This window comes from Micromonospora sp. CA-111912 (assembly GCF_050948415.1).
Taxonomy (GTDB): Bacteria; Actinomycetota; Actinomycetes; order Mycobacteriales; family Micromonosporaceae; genus Micromonospora.
The window spans coordinates 736,200-755,743 of the sequence record NZ_CP192007.1 but is presented as its reverse complement, the minus strand read 5'-3'; the positions used below and the strand labels follow the sequence as shown (position 1 = coordinate 755,743).

General features: G+C 67.8%; 24 protein-coding genes, 1 tRNA gene and 1 pseudogene. 10 read left to right on the top strand and 16 right to left on the bottom strand.

Annotated elements, in window-relative coordinates; genetic code table 11:
• Window positions 1-135: 135 nt before the first annotated feature.
• From ACQPZO_RS03540 to ACQPZO_RS03530, 3 genes and pseudogenes are all read left to right on the top strand, one after another.
• Window positions 136-1,344, top strand: a complete 1,209-nt coding sequence (locus tag ACQPZO_RS03540; protein WP_433346984.1) for a YbfB/YjiJ family MFS transporter — start codon at window positions 136-138, stop codon at window positions 1,342-1,344.
• An 83-nt stretch (window positions 1,345-1,427) separates the two neighbouring features.
• The gene (locus ACQPZO_RS03535; protein ID WP_433346982.1) at window positions 1,428-2,102 is read left to right on the top strand and encodes an alpha/beta fold hydrolase; all 675 of its coding nucleotides are present in this window, start codon (window positions 1,428-1,430) and stop codon (window positions 2,100-2,102) included.
• Between the two features lie 207 nt (window positions 2,103-2,309).
• Window positions 2,310-3,041 (top strand): annotated as a pseudogene (locus ACQPZO_RS03530) (right-handed parallel beta-helix repeat-containing protein); the annotation flags it as partial.
• Window positions 3,042-3,138: 97 nt separating this feature from the next.
• Here the strand turns inward: ACQPZO_RS03530 and ACQPZO_RS03525 are convergent.
• From ACQPZO_RS03525 to ACQPZO_RS03505, 5 genes are all read right to left on the bottom strand, one after another.
• Window positions 3,139-3,211 (bottom strand) — tRNA-Arg (locus ACQPZO_RS03525).
• 218 nt (window positions 3,212-3,429) lie between these two features.
• Complete coding sequence (locus ACQPZO_RS03520; protein WP_433346980.1) at window positions 3,430-3,573, bottom strand: hypothetical protein; 144 nt, start codon at window positions 3,571-3,573, stop codon at window positions 3,430-3,432.
• Window positions 3,574-3,628: 55 nt separating this feature from the next.
• Window positions 3,629-4,084, bottom strand: a complete 456-nt coding sequence (locus ACQPZO_RS03515; protein ID WP_433346978.1) for a SitI3 family protein — start codon at window positions 4,082-4,084, stop codon at window positions 3,629-3,631.
• Between the two features lie 14 nt (window positions 4,085-4,098).
• Complete coding sequence (locus ACQPZO_RS03510) at window positions 4,099-4,509, bottom strand: hypothetical protein (RefSeq protein ID WP_088986537.1); 411 nt, start codon at window positions 4,507-4,509, stop codon at window positions 4,099-4,101.
• Window positions 4,510-4,691: 182 nt separating this feature from the next.
• Window positions 4,692-5,219, bottom strand: a complete 528-nt coding sequence (locus ACQPZO_RS03505; RefSeq protein WP_433346976.1) for a DUF6244 family protein — start codon at window positions 5,217-5,219, stop codon at window positions 4,692-4,694.
• 200 nt (window positions 5,220-5,419) lie between these two features.
• Here ACQPZO_RS03505 and ACQPZO_RS03500 point away from each other — a divergent pair, with 200 nt between their 5' ends.
• Entirely contained in the window at window positions 5,420-6,274 is an 855-nt protein-coding gene (locus tag ACQPZO_RS03500) for a hypothetical protein (RefSeq protein ID WP_433346974.1), read from the top strand.
• A gap of 316 nt (window positions 6,275-6,590) precedes the next feature.
• On the opposite strand, the gene ACQPZO_RS03495 is transcribed toward ACQPZO_RS03500, so the two are convergent.
• Together ACQPZO_RS03495 and ACQPZO_RS03490 are read right to left on the bottom strand one after the other, a co-directional pair.
• Window positions 6,591-6,965, bottom strand: a complete 375-nt coding sequence (locus ACQPZO_RS03495; RefSeq protein WP_433346972.1) for an NUDIX domain-containing protein — start codon at window positions 6,963-6,965, stop codon at window positions 6,591-6,593.
• 135 nt (window positions 6,966-7,100) lie between these two features.
• A complete protein-coding gene (locus ACQPZO_RS03490) occupies window positions 7,101-7,502 on the bottom strand; it encodes a GNAT family N-acetyltransferase (RefSeq protein WP_433346970.1) in 402 nt (133 codons plus the stop codon).
• A 133-nt stretch (window positions 7,503-7,635) separates the two neighbouring features.
• Between ACQPZO_RS03490 and ACQPZO_RS03485 the strand changes: the two genes are divergently transcribed.
• On the top strand, window positions 7,636-8,607 hold the full coding sequence (locus ACQPZO_RS03485; protein WP_433343862.1) for an IS481 family transposase: 972 nt from the start codon (window positions 7,636-7,638) through the stop codon (window positions 8,605-8,607).
• Here the strand turns inward: ACQPZO_RS03485 and ACQPZO_RS03480 are convergent.
• Window positions 8,548-9,078, bottom strand: a complete 531-nt coding sequence (locus ACQPZO_RS03480; RefSeq protein ID WP_433346968.1) for a hypothetical protein — start codon at window positions 9,076-9,078, stop codon at window positions 8,548-8,550. The two genes, ACQPZO_RS03485 and ACQPZO_RS03480, sit on opposite strands and share 60 nt — an antisense overlap.
• A 77-nt stretch (window positions 9,079-9,155) precedes the next feature.
• A complete protein-coding gene (locus ACQPZO_RS03475) occupies window positions 9,156-9,626 on the bottom strand; it encodes an NUDIX hydrolase (protein ID WP_433346966.1) in 471 nt (156 codons plus the stop codon).
• Between the two features lie 90 nt (window positions 9,627-9,716).
• Here ACQPZO_RS03475 and cutA point away from each other — a divergent pair, with 90 nt between their 5' ends.
• Window positions 9,717-10,052, top strand: a complete 336-nt coding sequence (gene cutA, locus ACQPZO_RS03470; protein ID WP_433346964.1) for a divalent-cation tolerance protein CutA — start codon at window positions 9,717-9,719, stop codon at window positions 10,050-10,052.
• A gap of 88 nt (window positions 10,053-10,140) precedes the next feature.
• Here cutA and ACQPZO_RS03465 read toward each other — a convergent pair whose 3' ends face one another.
• Genes ACQPZO_RS03465 through ACQPZO_RS03455 form a run of 3 tightly spaced genes read right to left on the bottom strand, consistent with a single transcriptional unit; the run spans window position 10,141 to window position 12,429 of the window.
• Window positions 10,141-11,055 carry a PfkB family carbohydrate kinase gene (locus ACQPZO_RS03465; RefSeq protein WP_433346962.1) on the bottom strand — a complete coding sequence of 305 codons (915 nt, stop codon included), beginning with the start codon at window positions 11,053-11,055 and terminating at the stop codon, window positions 10,141-10,143.
• Window positions 11,052-11,924 carry a hypothetical protein gene (locus ACQPZO_RS03460; protein WP_433346960.1) on the bottom strand — a complete coding sequence of 291 codons (873 nt, stop codon included), beginning with the start codon at window positions 11,922-11,924 and terminating at the stop codon, window positions 11,052-11,054. The genes ACQPZO_RS03465 and ACQPZO_RS03460 overlap by 4 nt, the downstream gene beginning before the upstream one ends.
• Window positions 11,925-11,934: 10 nt before the next feature.
• Window positions 11,935-12,429, bottom strand: coding sequence for a helix-turn-helix domain-containing protein (locus tag ACQPZO_RS03455; RefSeq protein WP_433346958.1), 495 nt, complete (start codon window positions 12,427-12,429; stop codon window positions 11,935-11,937).
• Window positions 12,430-12,731: 302 nt separating this feature from the next.
• Between ACQPZO_RS03455 and ACQPZO_RS03450 the strand changes: the two genes are divergently transcribed.
• Complete coding sequence (locus ACQPZO_RS03450; protein ID WP_433346956.1) at window positions 12,732-13,442, top strand: sulfotransferase domain-containing protein; 711 nt, start codon at window positions 12,732-12,734, stop codon at window positions 13,440-13,442.
• Window positions 13,443-13,533: 91 nt separating this feature from the next.
• Here the strand turns inward: ACQPZO_RS03450 and ACQPZO_RS03445 are convergent, their stop codons facing one another.
• Genes ACQPZO_RS03445 through ACQPZO_RS03435 form a run of 3 tightly spaced genes read right to left on the bottom strand, consistent with a single transcriptional unit; the run spans window position 13,534 to window position 15,670 of the window.
• A complete protein-coding gene (locus tag ACQPZO_RS03445) occupies window positions 13,534-14,823 on the bottom strand; it encodes an MFS transporter (protein ID WP_433346954.1) in 1,290 nt (429 codons plus the stop codon).
• The gene (locus tag ACQPZO_RS03440; RefSeq protein WP_433346953.1) at window positions 14,820-15,155 is read right to left on the bottom strand and encodes a hypothetical protein; all 336 of its coding nucleotides are present in this window, start codon (window positions 15,153-15,155) and stop codon (window positions 14,820-14,822) included. The genes ACQPZO_RS03445 and ACQPZO_RS03440 overlap by 4 nt, the downstream gene beginning before the upstream one ends.
• The gene (locus tag ACQPZO_RS03435) at window positions 15,152-15,670 is read right to left on the bottom strand and encodes a kinase (protein ID WP_433350765.1); all 519 of its coding nucleotides are present in this window, start codon (window positions 15,668-15,670) and stop codon (window positions 15,152-15,154) included. Before ACQPZO_RS03435 ends, ACQPZO_RS03440 begins: the two co-directional genes overlap by 4 nt.
• 127 nt (window positions 15,671-15,797) lie before the next feature.
• Between ACQPZO_RS03435 and ACQPZO_RS03430 the strand changes: the two genes are divergently transcribed.
• Together ACQPZO_RS03430 and ACQPZO_RS03425 are read left to right on the top strand one after the other, a co-directional pair.
• Entirely contained in the window at window positions 15,798-16,259 is a 462-nt protein-coding gene (locus ACQPZO_RS03430; protein ID WP_433346951.1) for a DUF4262 domain-containing protein, read from the top strand.
• A 623-nt stretch (window positions 16,260-16,882) separates the two neighbouring features.
• Complete coding sequence (locus ACQPZO_RS03425) at window positions 16,883-17,224, top strand: hypothetical protein (protein WP_433346949.1); 342 nt, start codon at window positions 16,883-16,885, stop codon at window positions 17,222-17,224.
• Window positions 17,225-17,504: 280 nt separating this feature from the next.
• Here the strand turns inward: ACQPZO_RS03425 and ACQPZO_RS03420 are convergent.
• A protein-coding gene (locus ACQPZO_RS03420; protein WP_433350763.1) for an IS3 family transposase occupies window positions 17,505-18,673 on the bottom strand; the annotation gives its coding sequence in 2 pieces (ribosomal slippage) (window positions 17,505-18,386 and window positions 18,389-18,673; 1,167 coding nt in all).
• A 98-nt stretch (window positions 18,674-18,771) separates the two neighbouring features.
• On the opposite strand from ACQPZO_RS03420, the gene ACQPZO_RS03415 reads away from it, so the two are divergent.
• The gene (locus ACQPZO_RS03415) at window positions 18,772-19,191 is read left to right on the top strand and encodes a prepilin peptidase (protein WP_433346947.1); all 420 of its coding nucleotides are present in this window, start codon (window positions 18,772-18,774) and stop codon (window positions 19,189-19,191) included.
• Window positions 19,192-19,544 lie beyond the last annotated feature (353 nt).

Here is a 19,544-nt window from a genome sequence, read left to right as displayed (position 1 = left end):
GAGATCGAACCGATCGGTTTGACCATTGGAGCCTGCCATGCCAGCCTGCCCCTCATCGGCCCCCGCAGCGATCGGGGCGCTTCGGCTGCCTGGCCCGTCCCGCGGCTGCCGCGCCACGTCCCAGACCCAGGACCGATGAGGTCACCGGTCCTGCGCCAGGGCGTACGGCAGGCGGCGCGACTGGCGCTGGGCACCGCCTCGGCCCTCGGTCTCGCGCGCTTCGCCTACGGACTGCTTCTGCCGGCCATGCGTGACGACCTGCAATGGACCCTGGCCGAAGCCGGGGCCATGGGCACCGCCAACGGGCTCGGCTACCTCGTCGGCGCACTGGCGACCGCCCCCGTCGTCCACCGCTTGGGCGCCGCCGCCGCTTTCCGATGGGGGATGGCCCTCACCGCGGTGGCGCTCGCCACGACTGCGGCCGGCGATGACTACCTGGCGCTACTGACCGCGCGAGCGGCGGCCGGAGCGGCGGGGGCAGTGGTGTTCATCGCCGGTGGCGTGATCGCATCGCGCATCGCCGCCCGAGTCGCCTCCGGCGTGCCCATCACCGTCTACTTCGCGGGCACCGGGTTGGGCATCGTCTTCAGCGGCGCGACGATCCCAGCGCTAGGGGATCAATGGCGCCTCGCCTGGGTCGCCCTGGGTGTCGCCGCCGCTGCGGCGACGCTGGTCAGCTGGACCGCCGCGCGTACGGAGCGGGACGCGACGGGCTCTACCGCCGGACGGGCACGGGTACGCCCGCTGTGGGGAACCGCCCTGGCCTACCTGCTGTTCGCCGCCGGATACATCACCTACATCACCTTTCTGTCGGCCTACCTCGCCGACCGGCACACCCCAATCGTGCAGGTGGTGGCCATCTGGACGGCACTGGGTCTGGCCGTGGTGGCGGCACCCGCGCTGTGGAGCCGTCCGACCACCCACTGGCCCGGCACCCGGGCCCTGGCCACATTGCTCGGCGTCCTGGCCGGTGGAGCAGCACTGGCGCTGGCGGCGCCCGCGCCGCCGGTCATCATCGCCTCCGCGATCGCCTACGGGGCCACGTTCATGAGCGTTCCCGCCGCCGTCACCGCGCTCATCCGGGCCAACACCCCGCCCGCCGACTGGACCGCCACACTGGCGGCCTTCACCACGCTGTTCGCGGTGGGTCAGACGGCTGGCCCCTGGATCGCCGGCATCGTCGCCGACCACACCTCGACCGAAGCCACCCTGGCGTGGACCGCGATCCTGTGCGCCGTGGCGGCCCTGATCGCCGCCACCGCAGGCCGTTCCCGTCACTCCACCGCGACCACGGTGCGCGACCCGGCGTCACCGAGACAGGTGCCTGAGGCCAGGGTCCAGTGAACTCGCATCCGAAGCCCAACACGGCCAGCGGCAGTTCGGCCGCGTCCGAGTAACAGAGTCAAGCAACGACAAGGAGCACGATCGTGGCAACGTTTGTCCTCATCCCCGGCATGTGTCATGGCGGCTGGTCCTTCGGAGAACTCACCGAACAACTCCGCGCCGATGGGCATCGCGTCCACCCAGTCACGTTGACCGGGATCAGCGAGCGCAGCCATCTCCTGCACTCCACGGTGAACCTCGAAACGCACATCCAGGACGTGACCGGCGTACTCGCGGCTGAGGACATCCAGGATGCGGTGCTGGTCGGACACAGCTACGGGGGAATGGTGATCACGGCGGTCGCCGACCGTATGCCCGAACGGGTCGACTCTCTGGCGTACCTGGACGCCGTGGTGCCGGCGAACGGTGACTCCTGCTGGGCCCTGGTCTCTGACCAGGAGCGGCGGTGGTACCTGGACGTCGTGGAGAACGGCTACGGTGTGCGGCCTCTGCCGTTCTTCGACGCACGGGCCACGCCTCACCCGCTCGCCTCATTGCTTCAGCCGCTACAGCTGACCAGCGACCTTGCGCACATCCGGCGCAGGGTCTACGTGTACGCAGCCGGGTGGGACGGCGAGTCACCGTTCACCCCCTTCTACCACCGGCTGCGTGCGGACCCCGCCTGGACGACGTACGCACTGGACAGCCGGCACAACCTCATGCGGGACGCGCCGAAGGACCTGTTGAAGATCCTGCGGGAGGTCGTTGAACCGCACTGATCATTGAGGACCCGGACGGCCCCGCTGGGGAGTGGGCCGCCGCCCGGCCCGCCACGTCATGCGGACCTTACGGCTCGTACGGACGCCGGCACCGCACCCTGTTGCGGTTCTCAGCGGTACCTATCAGTCGGTATGCGGGTTCCATGCTTCCGGCGATGGTTCGTCGCAGCCGCTGACAGCGGCACGATCGGGGGAAGGTAGGACCAAATGGGGACACCGACCCTGGTCGTCTCGCTGACCCGGCCAAACGCGTACCGAGGGATCGGGCCGGCGGTGGCGGCTGCGCCTCACGGCGCGGTGATCGTAGTGGAGCCGGGCCGTTACGACGGCCAGGTCGTGGTACGGGCAAAGGCAGTCACCATCCGGGCTGCCGCACCAGGTGCAGCGCCGGTGGTGGTGGAGAACCGCGACGCTGCGCCCGCGCTCTGGTGCGAAGACGCACAGGTCCCGCTGCAGGGGCTGGTGCTGCGTACGTCGAGCGCTGACGCCCCTGCCACCGTGTCAGCGGTACGGGGAATCCTGTCCATGGAGTCATGCGCTGTCACGGGACAAGCGATCAATGCCGTGTTGTGCGAGCAGGGTGCTGCCCAGCTACGCACCTGCTCTGTCAGCGGGATGCGCCGGGGTATCGCCTTCGTCGACTCCAGCGGCCTGGTCGATCACTGCCGACTCTGGGACCTCGACGAGTACGCCGTGCTGTCCAAGCGGGATAGCGAGCCGCTTGTGAGGCATTGCCATATCCAGAACGTCGGTCAGGGCTTCGAAGCGTTCGAGGGCGGTCGCGGCACCGTCGAGGACTGCGACTTCACGGGTGTACGCCAGGGGGCGGTGCTGGCGAGTGCGCGAGTCCGCCCGACGGTGCGTCGATGCCGGATCTCCGCTGGACGGGGCAGTGGTCTGACGTTCAGCGGATCCGCCGGAGGGCTGGTCGAGGACTGCGACCTGACGGACCTGGAGGGTTGCGGTGTAGAGGTGTCCGGTGGCGCCGACCCCGACATCCGCCGCCGGATCGAGAGGTTTTTGCTGATCTTCGAGGTGCCCCCGGCAGGATTCGAACCTGCGACACACGGTTTAGGAAACCGATGCTCTATCCCCTGAGCTACGAGGGCGCGAGCGCATAGTCTAGCGACCTGGGGGTTCACCTGGGGTGGCAGGGAGTGGCCCACGTTCCCCCACGTTCCCCGGACCGCGTTCTCCCAGCCCAGGAGCACCCGGAGCACACGAACCCCGGTTTGCGACCGGCGGTCGGCCGCAGTGACCCGCGTTGGTACCGGTTCACCCGGGTTGGCATTCGCTGGAGAGCACACACCGCGCACATCATCGAAGATCATTTGGGGCTACCCGCTTCCCTGGCTGGCGTCGCCTCCCACATGGGGTCCGGCCACGTCGCCATCAGCGCTGCGGCGGCCCGGTCGTCGTTGTCGCGGGTCAGGTCCGCCGGGTCGAGGAAGACGACGTCGATATCACGCACGGACGGCGGGTCGAAGCCGCGTCGTCCGTCAGCGGGGCACCCGCGCTCGGCTGGCTCATGGGGTGATGAGGTCGGCTATGCCATAGTGGCTCCACCAGGTAGGCCGATACCTGCGGAGTTCGCCCGCGGTGCGGGTCAGCAACAGCCAGTTGCCGTTCTGGACCAGCGCCGCGTCCTCCTGCCGGGCGGCCAACACACGGGCGACGGCCTGCATCATGTTCGGGATCCCCTTGTCGACCACGTCGTCTGCCCGCATGGAGAAGTCGATGTCGACGTACGTCTCCGGCTCCCACTCCCAGCGGGCACCGTCGTCGGCCTCGGCATCGAAATAGCCCTGGCTCCCTGAGGAGACGGTCAGCGCGTACCCGCAGGTGTCGTAGAGGCGAGCGCTGAAAAGCCGCGGGTTGGTGCCGCTCGGCCTGGGCCTCTCGGCGGCGTCCGGCGCCACGAGATCAGCCACGTGGTCCAGGGGCAGGTCACCCGCCAGGGTCAACCTGAACTCGACAGCCATCTCTGTGCCTCTCCTCAGTCTCGACGGACGATCTGCACGATCGCGCCACTCGGCGTTACCGCGACGAGTTCTTTCAGCCTCTCGACGGGCCAGGTGTCGAACTGTGTCCGCAGGGCCGCGAGGTCTCCGTGCCAGTCGTGCAGGTTCAGCACCACGCGTTGGGTCTGCTCCTTGTCGACCTTGGCGCGGACCTCGCTCCAGACACCCCGCACCGGCTTGCCGAGAGTGGGCGAATAGCAGTCGAACACGTGACCTTCGATCAGGTAGTCCGGGTCTTTGTTCGGGTTGCCGGAGTCGCCGGTGCGGAGCCGGGCGTCGGCGATCTCCTGCCTGGTGGGGTTCTGGTGGACCCGGTAGCTCTTGCTGGCGACTATATCGGCGCATTCGTTCTCGAGCTCCAACGGACGCCGCCCTTCGTCGTCCAACCTGGGTGGAATTCTGGTTCTCGGACCGGTCGGCGTCCCGCCCGGGACGCCGGTTGGCTGCCTGGTCCAAGGCGTGCCGTGGTCACGGTCAGCTGATGAGGTGTCGCCGGCTGCATGAAGTCTCGGCGGGTCACCGTACTGGGAAGGGGTGGGGCTGGCCGGTGGGTGACCGCCAGCCCCTGTCAGTTTCCCGACGAGCCCAACTGCCGGGCCTGCGCGATCGCCGCTTGGACGGCCTGCCGGGCCCCGCCGGTGCGCGCAACGACCAGCACCAGGACCTGCTTGATGCCGTCCAGGGCCTGCAACAGCGGCCCGGGCTGCCCGCCCTGCAGGACCATGGCGACGAGTTGCTGCGCCTCACCGACTCCGGTGATGGCCCCGGTCGCCGCGTCACGAGCGGCGTCCACGGCGCTCTGCACGGGCGCCAGCGCGGCGATCGTCTCCTGCGGGGTGGCTTCGTTCGGCACCGCTGCGGTGGCCTTCGTCGCCTCACCGATCGCACCGGCGAGACTTCCCAGGCCGCCCTGGATGCCCGCGATCGCGTTACGGACCCGCGCCACACCCGCCGCCACGGCGACGAAGCCCGCGCCCGCGGCCCGTAGCGCCACCTCCTGCGCCTGGCTGTCGGCGGCGGCTGCCAACCCGTGCGCGCGTTCGACCCCGGCCATCAACGCGCGGAGTTCACCGGCGATCTTCTCGATCTGCGACACGTGACCGGCATCCCCCATCAACGAAAGTGAAAGTGCCCGTCAGCTGAAACTACCGGGTCCCTTGCGGGGCCACCAGACACGGCAAGGCGGTCGGCAACAGGCATCCACCCCAACGCGTGGGGCCTGTCGCTGCCCTGTGCGGTTGTCGACGTGTCAGCATCGAGAGGACGGCGGTGCGGGTGTTCGCGTCGGGAGGCTCGGTGGGTAATCGCAAGCGCAGTGGCCGTCAACAGCGGCGGGAGCCGATCCGCCGGATGATCCCGCCCACCCGCGTGCCCGGCAGCCGGCGCCCTCGCTACCCGGACGAGACGGCGCTGATGCCGGTCTACGAATACAGCCCCATGTTTGGGCGGCTTTTCGACGCGCCGGTGGAGATGGTGCCACTGCTCGCCGTCCTAGCTGTTCTGCACCAGGCGCAGAGTGGCAGGCCGGTGGGCACCTGTGTTCCGACGAGTCATCAGGTCAGTGGGGCGCTGCGGCACCTTGGCTTCGAGGCCGAGGCGGTCGCTGCGTGCGCCACGCTGTACCGGGTGACCGACACGTTCACCGAGGTGTCCGAGGTCGGCGTGTGGAGACGACCGCCGGTCGTCCACCCCGATGGCACCACGAATGGCCATATGGTCGTCTGGACGCCGTCGTTCGCGCAGCTCGTGGACGCCACCCTGGTTCAGGATCCGCTTCTGCTGGCCGCCGCCCAGATGGATCCGGTCTACTCGACCCCAGTGTTCGTCGAGGTCCCCACCGACCGGAAGGAGTTCCTCGCGGCTCAGCCCGTCGCCTGGCTCGACGATCGCCTGTACGCGTCGTGGGTCCTGCTGCCGGATTGGACCCGGCGGATGGACCCGGTGCTGGAAGGGGAGGCCGGCACGGTCGTGGAACCCGGCGCACTCGGTCTGGCCACCGACGCGCTCCGCCTCATCGCGGCCGTCGCGGAAGAGCGGGATCTGGGTGCGGTGCTGGTCCAGTGCCCGCGGCTTGGGGCGCTGCTCCGAGGCGAACGCCAGCTACCGGAGTCGCCAGTCGAGCCACCGCCGCATCCTGCCGCAGGGATGTAGAACAATCCGACCGGCCTGCATCCGCACCCGGGTCTCGCGGTCGCCTCACAACGCATGGCGGGATATTGGCATAACGGCATTGCCAATGATCAGGCAATGCCGTTGGCGCACTTCGGTCCCATAGCCGCGCATTGCCAACCTCGCGATGTACACCCGATCACGAACAAAGTTTGGCCACGAGAGCACCCTGGCCAGCCTGCAGGATATGCGCAGCCTTCAACGGTATCCAGAAACACTCGAGGTGGGTGGGTTCCTGGGTACCGTCGTGGTCTTCCTGACTAGCCCACCGCTCGGGCGCTGGCCCTACGAGTTCCAACTAAAAGACGTGACGGTACTGAATCTCGGACCGGAGCGGAGTGATGTCGTACTCAACCTCCCCCAGCTTGCGGACAACGCGAAAGCCCGTCAGCCCGGTCTCCTCGCGGGCCTCGCGCAGCGCGGCGTCCTCCGGCGCCTCACCTACACGAACGGTGCCTCCCGGCACCTCGACGCCCACCTGCTCATAGCTGTAGTCGGTGTGACGGAAGACGAGCAACCGCCCCTCTCGCACCACGTAGCAGAGAACCTTATCCACCACGACCTTCGCCACCATATGATCTCCCGTATTGGCATCAGCAAAACAAGGGCAGCCCGGCGGAAACTGCGCCCTAGCCGCACGGCTCCCGACAATCAGTAACAGGGTGGAAGTCATGGACAGGCTATTGAACTCCTATGGATACACCAGGCGCGCAGGCCACGAGTCCATCGGCGATGAACATTGCCTATCTCGCCAACGGTGCGGGGCGGGCAGTGGTCGACCATGACATCGCCGTGGGCGCCATTCCCGTCAGCGGACGATGACGAGGTTGGCCATGTCTACCACCGGCCGGTAGCCAAGCGCGGCGTAGATTTTGTTCGAGGTCGGGTTTGCTTGATCGGTGTACAGGCACACCCGCGCACCGTCGGCCTGGATCCGCCGGGAAACCTCGGCAACCGCGTTGCTGGCCCATCCACGCCCGCGCTGGGCTGGCGGCGTGTACACCGGGCCGATGCGCGCGACCCCGAACGATGGGGGGTTGGCACCGGTGAGGTGCACCCGCTCTCCAGTCCCGTCGACCCAGAACCACAGATGCCCGGCCCGCAGTCGGCGCAGCAATTCCGCACGGTCGGGCACCTCATGTGCGCTGGTACCCCGTCGGCGGCCCGCCTGTTCGTGAGCGTCGCCCACGAACTCGCCGAACCACTTCATGACCAGCTCGACGTCCTTCTCGACCGCTAGCTGTAGTGACCATGAGCGTTGTTGACGGCGTGGCGGCTTGATATGAGGTGAGACCTCCGGCGAGGTGTGAGGTGCTGACGCCCACAACCGGACCGGAGGTCTCATGCCCCACCGTAATGCCCGTCTGACAGTGCACGGCCGGCGGCTGTTGATCGCGCGTGTCGTCGGCGAGGGCCGACCCGTGGCCCACGTCGTGAAAGAGCTGGGTTGTTCCCGCGCCACCGGCTACAAGTGGTTGGCCCGGTGGCGTGCTGAGGGAGATCAAGGACTACGGGACCGACCCAGCACCGCTCACCATCTGCCCCACAAGACTCCAGCCACGGTCGAGACAGCGATTTGTCAACTACGTCAGGACCGCAAACTCGGACCTCGCCGGATCGCGCCGCTACTCGGCATACCGGCCTCCACGGTGCACGCGGTATTGACCCGCCACGGCCTACACCGTCTGGCCTGGCTGGACCGGCCCACCGGCGAGCCGATCCGCCGCTACGAACGGGACCGGCCGGGCGAACTGATCCACGTCGACGTGAAGAAGCTCGGCCGCCTGCGCGACGGCGGCGGCTGGCGCGTCCACGGCCGCGACAGCATCGAAAGCCGCCGCGCCCGCTACGCCACCCGCGTCGGCTTCGACTACGTCCACTGCGCCATCGACGACCACAGCCGCCTCGCCTACGCCGAAATCCACCCGGACGAAAAAGCCGACACCTGCGCCAGCTTCCTCCGCCGCGCCGCCGAGCACTTCACCACCCACGGCATCACCCACATCGAACGAGTCATGACCGACAACGCCATGGCCTACCGCCGCTCACGAGCCTGGCGCGACGCCCTGGCCGACCTCAACGCCCAAGCCCGCTTCACCCGCCGCTACCGCCCACAGACCAACGGCAAAGCCGAACGCTTCAATCGCACCCTCCTCGACGAATGGGCCTACCAACAGCCCTACACCAGCAACCAACACCGCACCGACGCCCTACCAACCTGGATCCACACCTACAACCACCACCGCAACCACACCTCACTCGGCGGCAAACCACCCATCACCCGCGTCAACAACGGTGCTGGGCATTACAGCTAGCTCCAGGCTGCCAGGCACTGCCGCCGGACGAGCCAGCTCGTGCAGCCGCGTGTGCTGGTTGACCTGGACCCTGCCCCCGCCGAGCCGGGTCAACTCGGTGGCGCACAGCGCAACGGCAGGAACGGCCCCGTTGACCGCAAGGACCTCCTCCCCGCGCTCGTGCAGAGCGTAGGCCAGGGCCACGGCCGCCTCGTCGGGCATCGGCAGCAGGAACGGCGGATAGGGTGCGAACGGCGCCGCTCGCATACCGGCACCGACGACCGTGCCGGATGCACCCCTAACCACCAACCACCAATTGCGGTCGGGCTGCGCGATCCCATCGGTTTGCAGCGCCAGCAGCCGGTGCGCGACGGTGGTCACGACCGTGCTGACTACCGGGTCGGCGGCCAGGTGGTCGCCAGCTACCGCGAGGAACTCGGTCAGGGTCGTGCAGAACTGCAGGCGCGGCGCGGCTACCGAGGTTGCGCTCATCTGCGCAACCTAACCATCGCCACAGGCCCATAGACAGGGGATTTTCTGCGTCATCAAGGTGACGCGCCCCTCCTTGCTCAACCGATGTACGGCGTCGCCCGCTCCTTGAGGGCGTGGTCGATACGCAGCCACATCGAGGGGTGGATGTCCAACTGGTCGAGCTGGGCGGGGGTCACCCAGCGGACCTGACGCGACTCGCTGGAGGTCGTCTGTTTCCCGCCGACGGGTCGGGCTGTGAAGCAGATCGAGAACTGCTGGCGTACTTCACCGTCGTCGTAGGCCATCACGTGGTGGGGGTTGCTGTAGATCCCGACCAGGCCGGTGACCTTCACCTCGATGCCGGTTTCCTCGCGCACCTCCCGCACCACCGTGTCGGAGATCGACTCGCCGATGTCGTGACCACCGCCGGGTAGCGCCCACAGGTTGTTGTCGGTGCGGTGGATCATCAACAGCTCACCGCGCTGGTTACGCACTGCCGCCACAACCGACGGCACCACGCTGTTGGCAGCTGGCGCGTTGGGGTCGTTGAAATAGTCACGGCGCGCCATCCGTCATCTCCCGTCGAATGCGGCTACCCGCGCATCGATATCGCAGTGAGCTCCGCCGAGCTCAGCTGCCTCCTGAGTAGTGTCAGCTTCATGAATGAGGTCCTGTATGTCTACACCGCTACGGGCAATCTGGAGGTCGCGCGGCGGTTGGTGCAGGGCGCAGTGCGGGAGCGGTTGGCGGCTGGTGGCCAGGTCGTGGGGCCGGCCGAGTCAGCCTTCTGGCATGAGGGGTCTTTCGGCACCGGCCAGGAGTGGCAGGTGGTGCTCAAGTCCAGTGCCGGAGCGTATCCCCAGTTGGAGAGCTTTCTGAGGAAGCATCACGAGTGGTCCAACCCGGAGATCGTCGCGCTGCCAGTGGTCGCAGGTTCACGGCCGTACCTGCAGTGGGTGCGCGGTGTCACCGAAACCGCCGGCGAGGGTGGATGAGGCGGCTGCCTGTCAACGTAACGTCCACCGATAGACCTCGTCTCGACGCTCAGTTGCAGGTGAATGGCAGCGACTGAGCAGCCGCCCTTCAGCGAGGGCCTCCGCCAGGGGAGTTGGTGTGTCGGATGTGAGCGCCGCTGTGCCCGACGGTGCGGGAGCCGGCGTGGACGGCGGCGGTGATGGCGTCGGGTAGCGGGGTGTGGCGGGCGAGGTCCAAGGCAAGAGAGCCGAGAAATGCGTCACCGGCTCCGGTGGTGTCGACGACCGGGACGGCAGGTGCCGGCACGGTGCCGGATCCGTGGGGGTGGGTGAAGGCGGCGCCATTGGGGCCTGCGGTGACGACGACGGTAGGTGGGCCGAGGCGTTGCAGCGCGGCGGCGGATTCGAGCGGGTTGCCGGCGGTGGTGCGCAGGATGGCGGCGGCTTCGTGCTGGTTGACCACGAGGACGTCGAGTTCCGCGAGCAGCCGGGGGTCGAGGTCGGGGTTAGGGACGAGATTGCCAACGAGGATCGGCGCCCGGCGGTGGCTCAGCAGCGTGGTCACGGGTTCGGGTGGTAAGTCGAGCTGCACGATCACGGCTTCTGCGGCGAGGCCGGCGGTGGCGCGGTGGATATCGTCGGTGGTGAGTTCAGTGGCGGGTGAGAGTGCGAGGGTGATGTAGCTTTCGCCGTCTGGGGTCACCTCGATGATGGCCGCTCCGGTGGTGGCGTCGGGGACGAGCCGGACGCGGCGCGTGTCGACCCTGGCGTCGGTCAGTGCTGTGGTGATCTGGTGGCCCCAGGTGTCTGCGCCGACATTGGCGATCAGGGCGGCGCGCCCGCCACGGCGGGCGGCAGCGATGGCCTGGTTGAGGCTTTTGCCGCCAGCATTGACGGGCAAAGCCGAGCCGATGGCGGTGCGGCCGGGCCGGGCACGGTGGGGTACATGGATGGTCAGGTCGATGTTAGCCCGGCCGACGAAGACGACATCGACCCTGTTGCCGGCACCGCTGCTGTCGGTCACGAGCTCGCCGCGGAAGCGGCCAGGGCGGCATTCAACTGCTGCACTCCGGGCTCGGTGGGAAACGCCGCAAGCTGACGGCCTGCGATCGCGACCTCGCGTTGAATTCGTACCGAGCGGGTGAGGTTGGCCAGGTTGAGCGCGGCTAGGGCAGCGGCAGCGGCCAGCCCGGGTTCATCGGCGCCAGCGTGGGCGACGGCGGTACGCGCCAGATAGCGACCCCGTTCACGTCGGTACGTTTCCGGCCACGCATCGAGAGCCTCGCCGAAACACCGGACGGCGGCGCCGGGGCGGCCCAGCCGAAGCCAGCCCTCGCCCTCCTGCGCACTGATGTAAGCCGTGGTGCAGAACGCGCCGAGCCCACCGCCGTCTGTTCCGGTGGCGGCAGCGAGGTGGTGGGCCTCGTCGATGGCGGCTCGGAACGAGCCAGTGTCACCTTCGACCGTGTGCCCGTGGGCGCGCTGCACCGCCGCGAACGCGCGCACCTGCTCCCGGATGCTGCCAGCGCGCTCGGCGGCACGGGCGAGCCCGAGTACGCGGTCCTGGTCGGCGGCGTCGCTGGCCCGCTGCGCCATGCGAGCGAAAACGTAAGCGGTGAACTCCATGTCGCCAGCTTCTTGAGACATGGTCAACGCTTGGGCGAGCCACCATTCGCCGGCGTCCCGATCGCCCATATCGTCGCTGAGCCAGCCGGCGAATTCTGCCCACCGGGCCTCGGTACTCAACAGCGCGTCGCGCAGGCTGCCCCGTGCGGCTCGGCGGTAGCCAGCGATGTGACCGAGCTGCTGTCGGGCCGTTGGGAGGATCGCCGCGGCGCCGACCCGGTTGTCAGATTCCACGAGCACCGACCGCAGTGCCGCGAAGTGCTCCACGACGGCCGGATCAACTTGCGCCGCCCGTGTCGCTGCGGGCAGCGGTTTCCGCACTCGCCAGGGACGCCACCACACTGCCGGGGACCGCCTGCAGAAGAGCCCGGCGGCTGACCTGAACGTGCCGTCCTCGCCCGTCTGCCACAGTCACCAAGATATCCGCCTCCCCTGCGGGCTGCCCGTTCGTGTCGGTCACCAGGGTGGTGCCGGCTGCGGTCAGAGCGGTGGTGAATGCTGCTGCTCCCCTGGCCCGGCGGTACTTCTGTTCAATGGCCGCGACCTGGTCGTACCCGGCGGTGAGGGCGCCGTCGGTGTCGAGGACCTCGTCGCAGCGTTTCCAGAAGGCCCGGTCCGGGTGCTGGCGTCCGACTTCGGTATTCGCGATCGTGCTGCGGCCGGTAATCCTGGGTGCCAGTGAGTGCTGGGTGTGACCGGCCGCCTTGCGGTACGCGGCCAACTGCTGGCCGAGCGCGCGCCACGCTTCGCTTACGTCGTGCGGATCTGCCACCGCCGCCTCCCCGGGGCCATCGCACCTCGGCTGGCTAAGCGAGATAACTGGGTGCCGGCCAGAGGCGGTCTTCGATGTAAGTCGTTACCCTACCGTGAGGTCGTGCCTGCGTAGGTCGTTCACCCGCTGTTGCTGGTAGAGGCTTCCGTCGCGGGCGGTCGCCCGTCGCGGCCGGGCAGCGTGCAGGGCGATACGCCTGCGGGTGTGACATCGAGGAAAGGTGCCCCGTCGGCGTCGATGGGTGACAGCCCGGCAGGCCCTCACGTCTACACGCCTGTGCATCAGATCGTTACAGTTCGTGGATGATTGTGTGGGTCGCGTCGTTCCCCCGCTCCGGCAACACCTTCCTGCGGATCGTCCTGCATCGCATGTACGGCCTCCGTACCTCAACGATCTATGACGTCGATGGCGTGGCCGCCCGCCTGGGGCCAGATCTCATCGGCTTCACCGAGCGTTTTGCACCACTCGACGAGCTGCGGGTGGCGCCCGATGCGTACTTCATCAAGACCCACCGGCAGCGTGACGCGGACGTCCACGACGATGACCGCGCCATCTGTCTGATCCGTGACGGTCGCGACGCTCTGGTCTCCTGGGCCCGCCAGGACAGTGAAGATGATTCGAGCCGCTACGAGGTTGAACTCCGCGCAAAGATCCTTCGCCAGAGCGTGGTCGGTACCGGCAGCTGGGGCAGCAATGTCCTCAGCTGGCTCCAGCCACCGGTGCCGCACCGATACGTGCTGCGCTACGAGGACCTGACCCGCGCACCAGCAGCGACCGTGCAAGCCGTCATCGCCGCCACGACCCCCGAACTCACACCGCTCGCGGATGCTTCGATCCCGTCCCTCGCCGAACTTCGCCAAGCCGACGACCAGTTCTTTCGCCGCGGCCGTACCGGCAGTCACCGCGACGAGTTGCCTGAGGATCTCCACGAGCTGTTCTGGTCCCGCGCCGACAACCGCACCGCCATGAAACTGCTCGGCTACGCCGCCCCGACGGCGCCGGGCAACGACTAACGGGACCGGCAGGAGCAGAGAATTGCAATACCCGTTCGCACCTTCTGCCATGACGGTGTAGCCGTCGATCATGGTGCTTGAGGTTGCCGAGCTAGCACCCACGCTGCACCGGCAGGTTGCGCAAGGTCGCATTCCAGGGCAGGAATGCGGCGCTGGCGGCAGTGAGGGCAGCCGTGGCGGTGATGGCGGTGCGGGGGTCGGTGGCGGCTGCGAGGATGCCAGTCGCCGCGATGAAGATCGGCTGAGTCAGTTTGCTGCTGATGGACCAGGCGGTCAGGACGCGGAACAGGCAGTGTTCGCTGGTGTGGGTCATGCGGTAGGTGGCGAAGGTGGGGTTGAAGGCGCCTGCGAAGAAGAGCAGGAGCGTCTCCGCGATCACGATGACGATCAGGCCGGGTGTGCCGGGTTGGGCGAGCGGGATGAGACCCATCCAGAGGGTGCGGCCCACTCCGGTGGTGAGCAGTGCCGCGTGGAGGCCGTAGCGGTTGGTGAGGGGGCCAGCGGTCAGGGAGCCGAGGATTCCGCCGACGCAGGGCAGCCCGAGGGCTAGGCCGTACTGCCATGGCGCGAGGTGTAGGTCGCGGAGCATGAGCACCGTGACGACGGGCATGGCGGCCATGATGGCGCCGCCGAAGATGACCGCGTTGATCAGCAACCCCCGCAGGCTGGCGTGGTGGAGGATATACCGCCAGCCCTCGACGATTTCCATGCCTCGGGTCGCGGGGTGGCGTGGGGGCGGTGGTGGCTCGGGGGTGCGCAGGCGGCGGATTCCGAGTGCGGACAGCAGGAAGCTAACGGCGTCAACGGTGACGGACGCGGTGGTGCCGAGCCAGGAGACGAGGATCCCGCCGATGGGTGACCCGATGCTGTTCGCAGTCCACTGGGAGGTGTCGAGCCGGCCGATGGCGGTGACGCGTTGCTCGGTCGTGACCAGGTTCTTCAGGTGTGCGCCGCTGGCAGCGCCGAACGCGATACCGCTGGTGGTCTGGACGATTGCCACGACGCACAGCTGCGCATAGGTCAGCTCGTGCAGCGCGGCGGTGACAGGAATGCTGGCGAGGGCCGCACAGCGCAGCAGGTCGGCGCCGCACATGACGGGTCGCTTACGGCGGAACTCGATCCAGGGTCCCAGGGGCAGGACGATGACCGCTGAGGCGATGCCGGAGATCACCGCGAGCAGGGAGACCTGCAAAATCGATGAGTCCAGCAGCAGGATCGCGACCAGTGGCAGCGCGCCGGCCCCAACAGACGATCCCAGTTCGCTGACCGAGTAGGCGCCCCACAGGCGGTAGAAGTCACGGCTCAGAGGCGACGATGCCCCACCAGCGGCCGGTGGCCGATGGTGGGCGGGCACGCTGGCGGTCGTCCGGCTTCTGGTCACCGCGTCAGTGCCCGAGGGTCACGACGTGCCTGCCGCAGCGTCTGGCGCAACTGCGCGAGTCGAGACCTGGGCAGGCCGGCGGCCGGTAGGCGGGTGCGGATGCGGAGCTGGCGCCGGCCCACCCAGTAAGGATCATCCATGGGACGTTTCGCTACTACTGGCTGGCCGTCCTGGCGCCCGATGGCGACGACGGCCTTGTCCGAGCGGTGTACGACCCGCTCGATGCCCACCCCGGCGGGCGCGGCACCGGCGACGAGCGCCGCGCACCCGATGCCCGCCGCGCCCATCGGAACGCCCGCCCGGTCCGGGGTTGTCACGTGAGGCGTGGTCACGGGACGGCTGGTAGTAGGTCGTTGTCGCGACCAGTCAACGGTAGGCCGGCGGCAGTGGCGATGAGGCCGATCGCTTCTTCCATTGAGGTGCTCTCGGGCAGGACGAGTTCGCCCGGCCAGCCGAGAAGGTCGCGCGGGGCGTACCAGTTGCGCATGATGTCGGGGGTGAACTCCGTCGCCTCCGGGCGCGTTTCGTGTCGCCGCAGTGTCTCGGGTAGCGACACGTCGAGATAGGCGAACAACGTCCGCCCGCGATGGGCTTCGCGCAGTTCCGTGAGCATGGTGCGGTACCGGGCGGCGTGCATGATCCCTTCCAGGATCACGTGGTAACCGTGGTCGAGGCAGAAACGGACGTTCTGCGCGATGAGCGCGGGTGCCAGGCCACCTGGCTTGTCGCGTTCTCTGAGCAGGATCCGGCGTAGATGGTCTTGCTCGACGAGGGCGCAGCCGCGGCCGTGCCGGCGCCGCATCACGCGGGCGATGGTGCTCTTCCCGGAACCGGAGTTGCCGCGGATGCAGACGAGGATCGTCTCGGGGCTGCCGGTGTGCGTCAGGTCATGGAACGACTCTGGGGCTTCGTCGACGTCGAGCCACCCGACCCGAACCCCGCCCCTACCCCGGAATGTCCAGGAGACACCCACCATGCGTGACATCAACGACTTCCTCCGACGCCAAGACCAGATCATCGACACCACCGGCTGGGCAGTCACCCACGTCCTGCCCACCGACGACGACCCCGACACCACTGCCCCATTCGCCTACACCGTCGGACTTACCGCCCACGACTACCCCGAACTAATCGCCGCCGGACTGCCACCCGAGGTCGCCCACAGCCTCCTCAACGACCTGGCTCGCCGGGTCTACGACAAGGCCGAACGGTTCGCCCACGGCCAGCGCATCAGCGATCTCATCGCCGGCTACGACGCGATCATCATCGACGGACCACCCACCGACGAGCTGCTACCCGCGATGGCGATCAACCGCTACGGCCGCGACCAGATCCGCCTCCAGCAGCTGGTGTGGCCCGACCAGGGGGGCCGGTTCCCCTGGGACGACGGGTACAACTTCGACCCGCACGCACAGCCGCTCATCGCCCAGCTGTAACAGGGCCCTGGTCAGTGCGGTGACCCTGATTCAGATTCCGTGTCAACGGACAGACGGGAGCCTGCCGCTGGCGCCAGTGCGGAAGGTTGACCTGTTCGCGGCGATCCGACGGGACTCGCGGGCTGGCGCCTCGCCCAAACCCGCGGCCAGCTCGTCAACGCCAGCCAATGAGCCACCCGGTCCCCGGCGAGATGACCGTCTACGCCCTCACCGAGCCCATCGACGACTGCACCGCACTGACCTCGCTGCCAGTCTGGATCACCGAAGACCCGTGCCGCACACTCACCGGGCGCTGCGGCATCGGCGAACGAGCGAACGCCACGCTCAAGGCTTGGCGCCTGCTACGTAGTGCGCTGCCGCCCTTACGAGCCGCCGCGCTCACCCCTAGGGTCCTCGTCCTTCAACACACCGAAGAGCAGCGCGGATAGGGTTGGAAGGCTCACTGTCGCGAACGCGCGTCGCGCCGTTCGCGCCAGCCGCCCGCGGGAGCGACGCCGACCGCATGAACGAGGGCGGCCAGGTATGGGTGGTCGGGATCTGCGTCTGCTCGATCATCGTGCCGTCGGCAGCCGCAGACCAGCGCCTGCGGCCTCGCCGGGCTTGGGTGGTCGTATGCTGCTGTCATGTGGAGTGAGTCCGATAACCATGGCTTCGTAAACGAGCAGGACTATCTGCGGTCGCTCAAGAAAGACGACAGCTACACCTTCACATATCAGTTCGAATACATCGCCAAGAACCACGGGAACGACAACTACGACATCGGCACTGCCGACATGGTTGTCCGCGTTGAGTGGAACAACTCTGAGGCGGGATACACCTTCACCTATGACGTCCCGGAGATCTACAAGATCGATCCCGCCGAGGGAAACAGCGACGCCGAGGGCTTCTACGAGTCTGACGTGTACTGGCGGTTGATGGACGACCTCAGGAGCCTCGGCATCGGCTCGCAACTCATCGCTCTGTAGGGCCTATACGGGCCGGCTGGAACGGGCGACTACGAGGCGCCAACCTGCTCGGTGGCACGGCTGGTGTCGCGTCCTTTCGCGGTTCGCGGCACGGGTGGCCAGTATCGGCGGACGGTGCGCTCGGACCGGCCGATTCTGGTGGCGATGTCGGCTGGGTGAAGGGACGGGTCCTGGCGGTACCAGTAGGCCACGGCCCCGGCGGTGTCTGGCGGCACCTCTACGCTGCTTTTGCCGTCGTCCGGGTCGAGGGGTCTGCTGCACCGATAGGTGACAGGTGCAGTCACGCGGCCTGACTGGCCGGTGGGGTCATGATGGTCTCGTACTCGATAGGGGTCAACCGGGACAGAGAGTGTTGTCGTCGGCGGCGGTGGTAGGTCCGTTCGATCCAGGTCACGATCGCGGTCCTGAGTTGCTGGCGGGTGGTCCAGGTCCGCCGGTCGAGGACGTTGTTCTGCAGCAGGCCGAAGAACGATTCCATGGCGGCGTTGTCGCCGGCGGCGCCGACTCTTCCCATCGACCCGATCATGTGGTGCTGGTTGAGTGCGCGGACGAGCTTGCGGCTGCGAAACTGCGACCCGCGGTCGGTGTGCAGCACGCAGCCGGCCACTGGGCCGCGTCGGACTACGGCGTTGTGCAACGCGGTGACGGCCAGCCGGGACTTCATCCGTGAGTCGATGGAGTAGCCGACGATCCGGTTCGACCACACGTCCTTGATGGCGCAGAGGTAGAGCTTGCCCTCGCCGGTGCGGTGTTCGGTGATGTCGGCCAGCCACAGCCGGTTCGGGCCGTGGGCGGTGAAGTCGCGTTTGACGAGGTCGTCATGGACCGGCGGCCCGACCTTGCGACCCTTGCCGCGCTTCTTGCGTTTGCCGAAGGCGCTCCACCAGCCGTTGTCCGAGCAGATCTTCCACGCGGTTCGCTCCGCCATCGCCTGTCCGGCGTTGCGGGCCTCGTCGACCAGGAACCGGTAGCCGAACTCCGGGTCATCGCGGTGGGCGGCCACCAGGGCGTTCGCCCGGTGAGCGGCAACGAGTTCGGCGTTGCCGACCGGCTGGGCGAGCCACCGGTAGTAGGGCTGACGAGCGATGGTCAATACCCGACACGTCACCGCGACGGGGATCCCGTCGGCGGCCAGCTCGCTCACGAGCGGGTAGAGCCTTTTCCCGGCAGGTTCGCCTGCGACAGGTAGGCGGCGGCCCGCCGCAGGACCTCGTTCTCCTGTTCGAGGAGCTTGATCCGCTTGCGGGCCTCACGCAGCTCGGCTGACTCGCTGCCACTGACACCCGGCTTGACTCCCGCGTCAACGTCAGCCTGGCGCAGCCACTTGAACAACGTCATCGGATGGACTCCAAAGTCCTTGGCGATCTGCTCGACCGTCACGCCCGGATCCCGGTCACGGGCCACCCGAACGACGTCATCGCGGAACTCACGAGGGTAGGGCTTGGGCACAGCGACATCCTTCCAGCCCGCCACCAGGGCAAGCCATCTCAGATGTCACCTATCGGTGCAGTAGACCCCTGCCTCCGCTGGCGGTCTGGCTGGTAGTGATGCACACCGGCGTGCTGCTCACCGCCGTCGACGTCGCGGTCCGCAGGCTACCCACCCCAGTGATCAGCGCCGCCGCCCTGAGCGTCGGCGTCGTGCTGGCCGGCCAGGCAGCGACGACGGGCCAAGCCCAGACGCTGCTCACCGCCGCGCTCGCCGCAGCTGCGCTCGGTGGCCTGTACCTGGCCTTGGTCCTCGTAGGAGGCAGCGGAATGGGCTTGGGTGACGTGCGGCTGGCCGCGCTGCTCGGCGCGGCACTGGGCGCCATCAGCTGGCCTGCGGTGCTACTCGGCGGCCTACTGCCCTTCGTGCTCGCCGTACCCGAAGCGCTGGCACGCCTGGCGCTGCGCCGTGCGCACAGCATCGCCTTCGGTCCGTACTTGGTCGCCGGGGCGCTGATAGCGGCCGTGGCCAACAGCTGATGAGGCTTGACCCCTGATTCTGGACATCGGGTTTATGCGGAAGGCATGACGTGCACCCCTAGTGGCGGAGTAGACAACGAAGCTACGCAGTGTGATCGCGTAAACTGCAGCTCTGTGCTTGGCCGCAGGGTGGCAGTTTCTACACTCAGACGACCTAGAGCTCGGGTCGTTGCTGCCCAAGGTCGTAAGCGCCAGCTTGTCGACCACCTCGACCGCCTGATCTTAGCCAGGGGTTCTGGGCGCGGCACTTGATGTTGACGATCCGTTCGGTACCGTAACAAGCGGTAAACTACACTGCCGTAGTTTGCCGAGGGTCTGCAGTTTCATCCCGAACGGAAGATCAGGTCACAGAC